Genomic DNA, 11,570 nt, shown 5'->3' on the forward strand with positions numbered 1-11,570 from the left:
AGATTGGGGTGACGAGGCTGATCAAGCCTTCCAACAGTACCAGCCTGATCAATTACAGCGAGAGCTACCGGTCCGGAGATCGCATCAGCGCCTCTCTGCATATGCACGCGGCCGCCTGAATTGCCGATTTCGCTCAGCCTGCTGCTGAATGGCGACGGCTTGCGGCGCATTCAGGGCCCTCTGCGTCTCCGCTGGCCACAACAGCGCTGGTGAATGTTCATTTTTGGGACGACTCACTCGGGTGGCAGGTGGTTGCCCTGGTCAAGCTCATCCGGCGAAGGGCGGATCTGCTGTTGGCTGGCAGCCAAGACTGGGGGCGACGGCCCGAACTCCGGCGTCCCAGAGCTTGCGAAAGACTCCGACACGCTTCTGTTGAGGTCATCCCGTCCATCGCCATCCCTGGGTTGCTGAAAAAAGATGAGGCGGCTTGATGATCCTGCCCTCGCTGAAGCACCTCGCGAGACCCCCTGTTCCAGTCGCAGAAGCTCCTCTGGATTGGTTGGCGGCTCGTCAGCTCGACCATCGAACAGCGGCCGGAGCGCCTCGGACACGTGCTGCTCAAAGCCCACTCGCCGGGCCTGGCCCGCTTGCCCGTCTTCCAAGCCGGCGTCCTGCACCTGCGACAAAGCTGTTACACGGGATGGATTACTATTTCGCGGGTTCATACTAGCCTCACATCAAACTGTATCGTCAAAGTCCTGCGCCAATTCACACAGCGGGTCATCGAGTTGAGATTCGGCGGGGAGCGCCTCCTCTGCTCCCGTCAAGGGCGCCGGCTCCGGGAGGGCGCCTGTCTGGCTTTCAAAGATGCGTTTCAGAATGCGATCCGAGAAATAACGCACCTTCCTCAATTTTAATGGTGGCAGACCTTTGATAAGAACAATCTCGTAGTCGTCATCGAGCAGCCGAACCTGTTCGGGACGCAATAGCGGTGCACCTTGATGTGAATTCTGAATGGTCCAGTCGAACGTTCGCGCCTGGCTGTGGGAAATCGATTTGGCTTCAAACGTGTATTCACCGATGGCCTTGGAAATGTAGTTCGGAGTCTCGTCATCAGCCGTGGCCATGAACACTTGCAGTCCGGTATTGCTGAGAAAATTCTGCTTGCCAGCCTCTCCATAAGCCCCCGTCAGTGCCGAAAGGCTTTGGATGATGAGCATGAAACGCCCCTTGTAGCCCGCGATAGTCGTGATTGCGGTCTCGATCGCCTCCAGCTTACCCAAGTGCTTGAACTCGTCGAGCAGGAAGAGAACCTCGTGCTTTTCATCCCGACGGGCCAGCGACCGCTGCAGAATTGAAACGATTTGCTGAAAAAACAAACGTATCAAAGGCGCGATCACCTCAAGGTCGTTCGGACCAACGCAAAGATAGATGCACGTTCTGCGACGGCGAAGATCATAGACCGAAAAATCCGAGCGACTTGTGGCCGCCTTTACAGCGGGATCCGCCCACAGGTTGAGCCCGCCATCGCCGAGCACGGAAGTGTAGGAGGTTAGGATTTTCGTATCGTTCCCCGCCATGTCGTCGAAGATGCGTTGTGCCTCTTTGTTCTGAGTCTCCATGGCGAGTCGCGCGAAGAGCTTAAACTTCTCCCCCGGCTGGGCGAAGAGGTCATAGACGGCGCCGATTGTTGGTGTGCCCCGCTCGATGCAGGCAAGGATTCCCGCGACAAAGATATCTCGCGCGCCGCTGACGAAACCTTCCGCGCCCTCCCCCTTGGCCGTAATCAGGTTTGCGGCCAAGCGGCGGGCTTCGGTGAATTGCTGCTGTGGAGGCAGCGCTATAAGATCCAACAGCGGATTGTAGCAGTTTGTGCGCCGCTCCGAATCCAGCGGCGCGAATTTAAACACGTCGTCACCTGCGGCTTTGCGCGCCCTCGAGGTGAGCTCAAAGAGCTCCCCCTTGACGTCCAGAGCTATCACCGAGCCTTTGAATGTAAGTAGCGTTGGAATGACTATGCCGACGCCCTTGCCAGCGCGGGTCGGTGCAACGATGAGGCTGTGAGGCTGCTCGCCATTGGTCAGGTAGTAGCCAGGCCAGAAAGGGCCACTTGTCTTCCCAAACACCGGCCCTGTCACGCCACGGTATCGTCGCAGATATCCCGTGCGTCGCATTTCATCCACTCGAGCCCAACGAGCTGTCCCGTGGTGTTCGAGCTTGCGGCGCAATACGATCTGCTGAATCAGCAAGACGACCGCGGACGTCGAGAGCACGATAGCCGCGCCCCGATAGAAAACGGGGGTTGCGAAACCCAAATAGAAGGGCGTCTCAAACCAAAAGGCACGGACATCAAACGCCATCAGAGCCTCGCCGCTGCCGCCGTGGCGGAAGGTTGCGTAAAGACTTGCCGCACAGAAGCCCACGGCGAGTGAGCACGCGATGCTAATGGCTATGTTGGGGGGCGTCGTTTTTGTTGAAAGCATTGTTCCATTGCCGGATTAGCCGTAGCTAATGCTGCGCGTGCTTGAGAGACCGAACCGGCGTCGCGCGATGTCGCCGCTCAGATTGATGCCGCAGTGGGTGGTGCGATGCTTGCAGCGCATCACCCGGCAAACGTGGTTTTTGAAAGTTACTCTAACAGGTACGTCAACGGCCAGCGAATTGGAAACGGCAAGGCCGTAAACGGATTTCGGGAGAGAAAGCGTCACTGTACCATAGCCGAGACCTCAACGGCCGGAGCGATCTCTGCTTCTGGTGGCCTCCATTAGGTCCTCTCGGGCGTGATTGAAGGCGTGGTTTATGGACCGCCCGATTTGAGCACCCCGCTGCAGCTGTTCATAGGAGGTTTGCGGGCCTACTGTATCACGGACTGCAGCCTCAATACCTGCTATGTGGCCGTCCAGATTCGCACTCCGTTCCTCTGCTGCATGCTGCGGCGGCGGCATGTGCGGCAAGATGTCTTGCATGCCGGGAAAAACTGAGTGAGCTTGGGCCTGTTGATTTGCGTCTAACTGGGGATACATGTTGAGAATAGCATTGGATGCCATCATCCTGACATTGCCATCCGGATCAGAAGAAGCCAATCCAATGGCCTGATCAAGAATGCGAGATTTATTTTCCTCAGTAAACTTACTGAAGTGTGGCGCAACGTAATAAGTTCCGAGAGCTTGCGACGGCGGATCCATGTTGCCAATGCGATTAACAATAGCATCTTGCAGCCCTGGCGTTAGGTAATTGCCTAGATTACTGGCCGCTCCGACTTTCTGCAATGCTATGTCATCCGTGCTGTACCCCAATTCGGCTGTTAATGTCGCGGCCAGATTGATGGCTGATCGTCCAAGCCGATTGGTCCGCCTTTCAAATCTCGCGAGGTCAGTTTCTGGCCCGGGTTGAGTGCCCCGAACGGCTGTTCGCTCGTGCGTCCCGAGGCCTTTGAAGCCCCCAAGATTTCGCGCTGTATCGCGCGGGTTAGCGGTTACCAGCCGTTCTGCAACATCGCTTAATGGCCCCTCTGGAACGTCACGGAGGCTACTGCTCCCCACGCCTTGAGATGATCTTGCAGCTGCGCGTGCGCGTTTGTTATCGCGATCCATTGCTCGCCTCCAAAGTAGTTATTCTACCCAATGAGGTTACCACCGAAGCTTGACCTGCTAAACCGATATGATGTTACAGTTGTAGTATGGCAAAGGGTTCCCAGCTCTGTGGGTCTGCCAAGTGCCCGTCCAAGCCGAAGAAAATACGATGAAGCTGGCATCAAATGCGATGTGAACTGCCCCGGGCTTTCCGGAGGCCGTTTCGTTTGAGTTACGCGGCTATGGCTGGTTCATCCAACATGGCGTAGTAGCGTTCCTCGGCTTCGGCCGGCGGGATGTTGCCGATGGGCTCCAGCAGCCGGCGATTGTTGAAGCAGTCGACCCATTCGAGCGTGGCGAACTCGACGGCCTCGAATGAGCGCCAGGGTCCGCGTCGATGGATCACCTCGGCCTTGTAAAGACCGTTGATCGTTTCGGCGAGAGCATTATCGAAAGAGTCGCCGACACTGCCCACTGCGGGTTCGACGCCGGCCTCCGCCAAGCGCTCGGTGTATTGAATGCTGACGTGTTGGGCGGATTCAACCGGTCGTCGCAACACCAAGGGATTGGAGGTTGCAATGACGGTTCACCAACGCGCTTAGATCGGTGCACTCGAAAGAAGCTGGATTCGCCCGGGCGTCCGCCTGCCTGGCAGCGTGAGAATCACTTCCGGTTCTGGCAAGCTATTGCCTTGGGACATTCGAGCGAGGAGGCCGCACTGGATGCCGGTACATCAACGCCTCTTGGTCCGCGCTGGTTTCGGAGTACAGGAGGGATGCCGCCAACGCATTTGGCGCCGTGGGCGAAGCCGCCTTCGGGGCGATATCTTTCTTTCGGGAGCGCGAGGATATTGCGCTTGAGCTTGCCAAGGGGATCGGCATCCGGGCCATTGCTCGTAAGCTAGGTCGGCCGCCGAGCACAATCTCGCGGGAGGTCAGGCGCAATGCCGCGACGCGTAGCGGCAATCTGGATTACCGGCCAGTGCCGCCCAATGGCACGCGGATCGTGAGTCCCGCCGGCCTCCTGGCAAGCTGGCGGTCAATCCGGCTCTGCGTGAATAGTTGAGGAGCGCTTGGCCGGCAAAGTCACCAACCCCAATGGCGCCTCATTCGAGGGCCCCAAGGTGGGTGTGGAAAAAACGACAGAGCCGGAGGTGGTCGGCAACCTGGAGCCCCGAGCAGATCGCTAAATCGGCTTCAGATCGATTACCCAGAGGATCAAACCATGCGGATCAGCCACGAGACGATCTATCAGTCCTTGTACATTCAAGGACGCGGAGCATTGCGCCGAGGACTGACCCCATGTCTGCGTTCAGGCCGAGCGTTGCGCGTACCGCCCGAACGCGCGTACCGCGCGAACGGGCCCGAGTTCGCAACAAGTCCTTCATTGGAGACGCCCTTATAATAAGCGACCGTCCGGCCGAAGTTGCCGATCGGGCTGTCCCCGGACATTGGGAAGGCGACCTCATCCTTGGCCTCGGAAGCTAGGCGATCGGTACGCTCGTGGAACGAAGTTCACGCTTCACAATGCGTGCTTCACCTGCCGCGCATGCAATGGCTATCAGCAGAGCCTGCGCATCAAGAACGGTCCACCACTTGCCGGCCACGGCGTTGAAGCAGTCCGCAGAGCCATAGCCCGATCCATGGGCAAACTTCCCGAGCAACTGCGTCAGTCGCTGACTTGGGCCCATGGAGCGGAAATGGCGCAGCAGCCGACCTGCGCATCGACACCGGGCTCGAGATTTTCTTCTGCGATCCCCAAGCCCGTGGCAGCGAGACTCCAACGAAAACACCAACGGCTTGCTGAGACAGTACTTTCCAAAGGGCACGGATCTCAGTCGGCACACAGCCCGGGAACTGGACGCAGTCGCCCATGCTATCAACACAAGACCGCGCAAAACGCTCGGCTGGAAAACACCTGCCGAACTCCTCGACCAACTCCTTGGGGGACAGTATGATGCCGGTGTTGCGACGATCCGCTTGAATCCGCCTTGGCTGCCTCTATCGCTGTGATGGATGAGCCCGCCTCCCCGCACGGGCCGCCGATCATCGAGAGCCTGTTCCAGGGCATCGAGAACGAAGGCTGCATGCGCCGTCCGGCTCACCCGCCAGCCGACGATCCGACGGGCATAGGTGTCGATGACAAAGGCGACATAGACGAAGCCCGTCCAGGTCGCGACGCAGGTGAAGTCGGAGACCCGCAGCATGTTCGGCGCGGAGCAGTGGAACTGGTGGTTGACGTGGTCGAGAGGGCAAGGTGCGGCCTTGTCGCTCACCAGTGCGGATCGGCGGACGATGCCTTCGAGGCTCATGGCCTTCATCAAGCGGGCAACCGTGCAGCGGGCGACGTCGAAGCCCTCGCGACGCAACCGCCGTCAGACCTTGCGAACGCCGTAGACGCGGAAGTTCGCCTCAAACCGTCGGACCTCATGCTTCGAGGCTGTATCCCATCTTGCCCGAGCCGACAGCCGGCAGGGGTCGACGCGCTTGGCGACATGGTCGTGGTAGGTCGACGGGGCGATCGGCAGCACCTTGCAGATCGGCTCAAGCCCATGCGCCTTGCGGTGATCGTCGATGAACGCGATCGTGGCCTGAACCGGCGGTCGAGCTTCGCCTGGGCAAAATACGCGGAAGCCTTGCTCTCGTTGGCCTGCGAAGCTCGCGGCTCTCGCGTTCCAGAGCCTTCAGTTTCGTCGCAGCATCCGTGGGAACTCCGGCGCGCACGCCGCCGTCACGCTCGGCTTTCTTGCAGCCGATCTTGGCGGCGATCGATGAAACCGCCGCCCAGCGCGACGTATGCTCGCGTTCGTGATCCAGAACCAGCCGCACCGCGGGGGGGCCGGACCTCGGGAGAGAACTTGTTGGTCGCCTTGCTTGTCATGGTTCCACCTTCTCAGGAGTTGGAGCCTCCGATCAACCCGGGGCGGAACACAACAAGGGGCACGGATCAATCTGGGCGGAAACCTTAGAGAATCAGGCCCTCAGAGCCTTTGGTAATAACCGACCCCTCGCACCTGTTTGGGCTGGGTGTACAAGTCAGGTTTTCATCAGGTTGGACGAGTATGTCTGGCAGTAGAGCGCGACCACTTCCGTGCCCGCCCGCTCGTCTGGCAGACACACAAAGGAGAAAGATATGCCGTCAGCTACAAGCAGCGCCATCGTTTCCTGCCGCAGATCATCGCCCATCCGGTCTGGCCCTCCTTCAGGTCCCCTTGAGCCTGTGTCTCGTCGAGGAAATGGCCTGGGAGCGGGATCGTGGTTTCGTATGAGACAATCCGCCGGTGCGGCGACAAATGCGGTCCGCATACGGAGCCATTACGTCGCGGCACTTGATATTGCAGTGCAGCAAAGGTAGAGGGCCGCCCCTTATCGGAGTGTCGTCCATGGCCCTTACCAATGCTGGTAGCGAGGCAGAACCCGTCGAACAATCGAGCCATCCCGAAATCGAACAGGACAGCACCAAGGTGCTGATGCTAGGCGCGCTCGGCGTTGTCTATGGCGATATTGGCACCAGCCCGATCTACGCGTTCCGTGAGGCGCTGGTGGCGTCGTCGGGCGGCAATGTCGCCGAGCGCGGCGATATCCTCGGCGTGCTGTCGCTGATCATCTGGTCGCTGACTATCATCGTCACCATCAAGTACATCATGTTCGTGCTGCGCGCCGATAACGGCGGCGAGGGCGGCGTGCTGTCGCTGATGGCGCTAGCGCGCGGCAGTTTCCCCAAGCGGTCGGCGGTGATCCTGGGCATCGGCATCGTCGGCGCCTCGCTGTTTTTCGGCGACGCGGTCATCACGCCCGCGATTTCGGTGCTGTCGGCGGTCGAGGGTATGAACGTCGTCACGCCGACCTTCCAGCCCTATGTGGTGCCGCTGACACTGGTCATCCTGGCCATGGTGTTCGCGGTGCAGCGCTTTGGCACCGGCGGGGTGGGATTGGTGTTCGGCCCGGTGACCGCCGTATGGTTCCTGGCAATTGGCCTTTCCGGTCTCAACCACATCATCGCCGATCCAGAAATCCTGTGGGCGGTGAGCCCGCACTACATCGTCGCCTTCCTGATCAATTCGCCCGACGTCGCTTTCGTGACCATCGGCGCCATCTTCCTCGCCGTCACCGGCGCCGAAGCACTCTATGCCGATCTCGGCCATTTCGGCTGCAAGCCGATCGTGCTGGCCTGGCTGGCGATCGTGTTTCCCTGCCTGCTGCTCAATTATGCCGGGCAAGGCGCCTTCGTGCTGGCCAAGAACGGCGTCGTCGGCCATCCATTCTTCGAGATGAACGAAGGCTGGACGCTGATCCCGATGGTGGTATTGGCAACCGCGGCGACGGTTATCGCCAGCCAGGCGGTCATCTCCGGCGCCTTCTCGCTGACCCGGCAGGCGGTGCAGCTCAATATGCTGCCGCGCCTCGAAATCCTGCACACGTCGGAACGGCAGTCGGGCCAGATCTACATGCCGCGCGTCAATGTTATGCTGGCGTTGGCAGTGATGTTGCTGGTCGTCGGTTTCGGCGAATCGAGCAAGCTGGCCTCCGCCTATGGCATCTCGGTGACCGGCAACATGCTGGTGACGACGGTGCTGCTGTTCGTCGTCATGACGCGCATTTGGAAATGGCGCCTGTGGGTGGCGGTGGCGATGACGGCGGTGTTCGCGTTCATCGACATCGGCTTCTTTGCCTCCAACATCGTCAAGGTGTTCGAGGGCGGCTGGGCGTCGCTTGCGGTGGCCTTCACCATCGTTCTGGCGATGTGGACCTGGGTGCGCGGCAGCCGCTATCTGTTCGACAAGACCCGGCGCAACGAAATCCCGCTCGATTTCCTCGCCGGCAATCTGTTGAAGAAGAAGCCGCAGCTGGTGTCCGGCACCGCCGTGTTCCTGACCAGCGATCCGCAAAGCGCGCCGACAGCGCTGATGCACAGCCTGAAGCACTACAAGGTGCTGCACGAGCAGAACGTCATTCTGTCGGTGGTCACCGCACCGCAACCGCTGGTGCCCGACAGCGAGCGGGTCAAGATGGAGACAGTCAACGAGTTGTTCATGCGGGTGACGCTGACCTTCGGCTATATGGAGCAGCCCAACATTCCGCGCGCGCTGGCGACCTGCCGCAAGCAAGGCTGGAAGTTTGACATCATGACGACATCCTTCTTCCTGTCGAGGCGCTCGCTCAAAGCCTCGCCCAATTCGGGCATGCCGGTGTGGCAGGACAAGCTGTTCATTGGCCTGGCACGCACGGCCGCCGATGCGACCGAATATTTCCAGATCCCGACCGGACGCGTCGTCGAGATAGGAACGCAAGTGGCTATTTAGGGCATGCCGCGGTTGAGAAGAATCGGTGCTGTCAGATTGATTGAGCGGTAAGGAAAATCAGGTAGCAGCGCGCCCGGCACTGTAAGTTTCAGCGGCTTGATGCAGCGATAGCTGGCCGGGACGGCTGTCACGCTGTGGCGACACACGCGATTTTGTTCAGATTTGCATGGGGGCGTTACGCAGGTCTCGATGTTGAGCCGATGACAGCGCATTGCAGGGAAAGTGAGCAGGTCGGCAATCGGATCATGGATGGAAACGAACCGCTGAAGCTGGCGTGCCGACTTGAAGCGTTTCATGATCCTTTCGCGTCGTCGGGTCGGCTGGTGCGAATTTTCCGCTCGATTATTCAGGCCTGTGTGCGACCGGTGTTCGACGCCGGGCAAGAGGTCGCGCATGGCGGCATCATAGGATCGGAGCTTGTCGGTGATCATGATCCGTGGTGTCCGCCCTTGAGCTTTCAGCAACTTGCGCATCAGACGCTTTGCCGCCTTGGCATTTCGGCGGCTTTGTACCAGCACTTCGAGGACGAAGCCGTCCTGATCGACGGCACGCCAGAGCCACTGCTTCTTGCCACTGATAGCCACGACACATTCGTCGAGATGCCATTTGTCGCCCAGGCAGCCGGCTGATATTGATCTCCTGGGCGAAATGCCGTCCGAATTTCTCCGCGCAGCTTCGAACGGTCTGATGCGTGACGATGATGCCGCGGGCCGCCAGCATGTCCTCAACCATGCGCAGGCTGAGCGGAAAGCGAAAGTAGAGCCATACCGCGTGCGCAATGATCTCGGGGGAAAGCGGTGGCGACCATAGAGCGGACCACGAGCAACTTCTGACATGGCCCAATGTAAGCACATCTTCATAAGCTGTCGGTTGACTTTACGGTGCCGCGCCAAGCGAGCAGCATCCGGCCGGCGGGGCCGACCCCGTCTCCCGGCCGTGAGCAGAACGGCATCACGCAGGGGCCGCTTCATCCTCGACGCGGCCAGCCTGCTTTGCCGTTACCGCCGCCGCCGAAAGCGCCAGGCGTTGCCGCCAGGCGCCGGTCCGCCGGCAGCGGTTCGTCTCCACCGATGATCCGATTGCCAACCAATTCCACTTTCCCCCATACCTGCGTAACGCCGCTATGCAAATCTGGACAAAATCGCGTATGTCGCCGCAGCATGACAGCCGTCCCGACCAGCTATCGCTGCATCAAGACGCTGATATCTTTACAGTGGCCGCACGCCTCTCGCGCGCCAACGGCCAGTCGGTGTCGCGAATTGAGGCGCGCTGAAGCCGTCCGGCTCAGCCGATCATGGCGCTTCGGTTGCCGGGTTCGAGGTCGTGGCCTCTGCCGCTGCGCGATTCTAGCAATTGCGCCTTGGAGAGCTCTGCTTCAGCCTCGGCGAGGCATGGCTCGGCTGCGGTTCTCTGCCGCAGAAGGTCCGATTGCGAATTCTTGACGTTGTCACGACGTAGGCGAGCGGCCTTGGCGAACGTCGGATAAGCGAAATGATTGACATCGGAGATGCCGCCCTTCGTTTCCTCGGCGTTTATCTGGAACTCCAGTTCTCGCGCCATGCGTTCGAAATCGGCAATCATGATGTCTAGCTGGTGCAACTGTCGTCGCTTCTCATTCACCTGAAATTGCTTCAGTCGGACCAGATTACCTCGTGGCTTCATGACTCGGTACTCCGGTACCCATTTCGTCCAATCAAACCGCTCTCTCCCCTTGACGTTAGGCCTACAGCGACTCTCACGTTTTCTGCTGCGAGCGGAAACATATTTTCCAAATCCTTGGCCGATCGCTATGAGTTCAATGCATCGACAAGCATGCGAGCGGGGGACTTAAGGGGCGGTAAAAAAAGGCGGAATAGGGCGATTTTCACAATGTCTGCATATGAACGCGTTGAGACCTGCGGCGGGCTTGACACACAAAGCAATCGTCAAGATTTGCGACATGGACGCCGGGGGGCATGAATACGCCCGCCGTCAGCTACACGCCCCCCGATTTCCGCCGCCTATTATCGCCCACGCGCTCTGGCTTTATTTCCGGTTTCCGCTGAGCCTGCGTCTGGTTGAGGAAATGCTGCTGAAACGCGGCATCGTGGTTTCGTATGAGACAAGTCGCCGGTGGGGCATCTAAGTTCGGGCTGGACTGCGCTCGCTGCTTGCGCCGCAAGCCGCCGTGCCGGAATGATGTCTGGTACCTGAACGAAGTGGTCGTCACCATCGCCCGGCAAAAAGCTTTGGTTGTGGCGCGCCGTCGACCAGGATGGATATGTGCTGGACGAAATCGTGCAAAACCGCCGCAACACCAAGGCCGCCAAGCGCTTGCTGACGCGGCCGTTGAAGAAGCAGGGGCTCACGCCGAAGCGCATGATCACCGACTAGCTGCGCTCGTATGGAGCGGCAAAGCGACAGGTGATGCCGGAGGTCAAGCACCGGTCGCACAAGGGGTTGAACAACGGAGCGGAGAATTCCCATGTGCCGCCGCGAAAACGGGAGCGGATGATGCAGAGGTCCGATCGCCGGGAGGCCTGCAACGCTTCGTCTCGACCTTGTCAGCCCTCCGCAACCTCTTCGTCCCGCCCCAAACGTTCTGCTCTCGCCATACATGTTCATCGCCTCAGCGCGATGGCGCTGGTGATATCACGACGCGTTTGTACCGCTCGACCTACGTGTTTGATCCCAGACTTTGATGGCGCATACTTTTCGTCCGAATCAAAGGATGCGCTATGGGCCAGGTTCTTCATGGGAGCGCCACGACGACAGAG

The 11,570-nt window shown here is 59.6% G+C and carries 5 protein-coding genes, 7 pseudogenes and 1 other annotated feature; of the genes and pseudogenes, 4 read left to right on the forward strand and 8 right to left on the reverse strand.

From position 1 onward, the window contains the following. Nucleotides 1-677 precede the first annotated feature (677 nt). The 3 genes and pseudogenes from virD4 to NKI37_RS31495 form a co-directional block, all read right to left on the reverse strand. Nucleotides 678-2,423 (reverse strand): type IV secretion system ATPase VirD4, encoded by a 1,746-nt coding sequence (gene virD4 / locus NKI37_RS31485; protein WP_352791810.1) that lies wholly within the window; start codon nt 2,421-2,423, stop codon nt 678-680. 243 nt (nt 2,424-2,666) lie between these two features. Beyond that, nucleotides 2,667-3,533, reverse strand: coding sequence for a hypothetical protein (locus tag NKI37_RS31490; RefSeq protein WP_352791808.1), 867 nt, complete (start codon nt 3,531-3,533; stop codon nt 2,667-2,669). 211 nt (nt 3,534-3,744) lie between these two features. Continuing rightward, nucleotides 3,745-4,047 (reverse strand): annotated as a pseudogene (locus NKI37_RS31495) (integrase core domain-containing protein); the annotation flags it as partial. Between the two features lie 30 nt (nt 4,048-4,077). On the opposite strand from NKI37_RS31495, the pseudogene NKI37_RS31500 reads away from it, so the two are divergent. Next, nucleotides 4,078-5,524: pseudogene (locus NKI37_RS31500) on the forward strand (IS30 family transposase). Here the strand turns inward: NKI37_RS31500 and NKI37_RS31505 are convergent. Beyond that, nucleotides 5,503-6,392, reverse strand: a pseudogene (locus NKI37_RS31505) (IS3 family transposase); the annotation flags it as partial. The pseudogenes NKI37_RS31500 and NKI37_RS31505 overlap by 22 nt on opposite strands. Then, nucleotides 6,025-6,141: a sequence feature (AL1L pseudoknot), on the reverse strand. Its footprint overlaps the pseudogene before it by 117 nt. Nucleotides 6,393-6,547: 155 nt before the next feature. Continuing rightward, nucleotides 6,548-6,697 carry a hypothetical protein gene (locus tag NKI37_RS31510; RefSeq protein WP_023703136.1) on the reverse strand — a complete coding sequence of 50 codons (150 nt, stop codon included), beginning with the start codon at nt 6,695-6,697 and terminating at the stop codon, nt 6,548-6,550. Between NKI37_RS31510 and NKI37_RS32060 the strand changes: the two are divergent. Together NKI37_RS32060 and NKI37_RS31515 are read left to right on the forward strand one after the other, a co-directional pair. After that, a pseudogene (locus NKI37_RS32060) lies at nt 6,677-6,835 on the forward strand (IS6 family transposase); the annotation flags it as partial. The gene NKI37_RS31510 and the pseudogene NKI37_RS32060 overlap by 21 nt on opposite strands. A gap of 59 nt (nt 6,836-6,894) precedes the next feature. Continuing rightward, entirely contained in the window at nt 6,895-8,814 is a 1,920-nt protein-coding gene (locus tag NKI37_RS31515) for a potassium transporter Kup (protein WP_352794657.1), read from the forward strand. A gap of 156 nt (nt 8,815-8,970) precedes the next feature. Here NKI37_RS31515 and NKI37_RS31520 read toward each other — a convergent pair. From NKI37_RS31520 to NKI37_RS31530, 3 genes and pseudogenes are all read right to left on the reverse strand, one after another. After that, nucleotides 8,971-9,650, reverse strand: a pseudogene (locus tag NKI37_RS31520) (IS6 family transposase). Nucleotides 9,651-9,700: 50 nt separating this feature from the next. Beyond that, a pseudogene (locus NKI37_RS31525) lies at nt 9,701-9,864 on the reverse strand (DUF1403 family protein); the annotation flags it as partial. A 234-nt stretch (nt 9,865-10,098) separates the two neighbouring features. Further along, nucleotides 10,099-10,476 carry a hypothetical protein gene (locus NKI37_RS31530; RefSeq protein WP_023690673.1) on the reverse strand — a complete coding sequence of 126 codons (378 nt, stop codon included), beginning with the start codon at nt 10,474-10,476 and terminating at the stop codon, nt 10,099-10,101. A gap of 293 nt (nt 10,477-10,769) precedes the next feature. On the opposite strand from NKI37_RS31530, the pseudogene NKI37_RS31535 reads away from it, so the two are divergent. Beyond that, nucleotides 10,770-11,436 (forward strand): annotated as a pseudogene (locus tag NKI37_RS31535) (IS6 family transposase); the annotation flags it as partial. Between the last annotated feature and the right edge of the window lie 134 nt (nt 11,437-11,570).

The organism is Mesorhizobium sp. M0626, assembly GCF_040320665.1.
GTDB lineage: Bacteria > Pseudomonadota > Alphaproteobacteria > Rhizobiales > Rhizobiaceae > Mesorhizobium.

Coding starts and splice junctions, on each gene's coding strand:
- NKI37_RS31490 (WP_352791808.1), bottom strand. CDS start 3,533: ATGGATCGCGATAACAAACGCGCACGCGCAGCTGCAAGATCATCTCAA.
- NKI37_RS31515 (WP_352794657.1), top strand. CDS start 6,895: ATGGCCCTTACCAATGCTGGTAGCGAGGCAGAACCCGTCGAACAATCG.
- virD4 (WP_352791810.1), bottom strand. CDS start 2,423: ATGCTTTCAACAAAAACGACGCCCCCCAACATAGCCATTAGCATCGCG.
- NKI37_RS31510 (WP_023703136.1), bottom strand. CDS start 6,697: ATGGGCGATGATCTGCGGCAGGAAACGATGGCGCTGCTTGTAGCTGAC.
- NKI37_RS31530 (WP_023690673.1), bottom strand. CDS start 10,476: ATGAAGCCACGAGGTAATCTGGTCCGACTGAAGCAATTTCAGGTGAAT.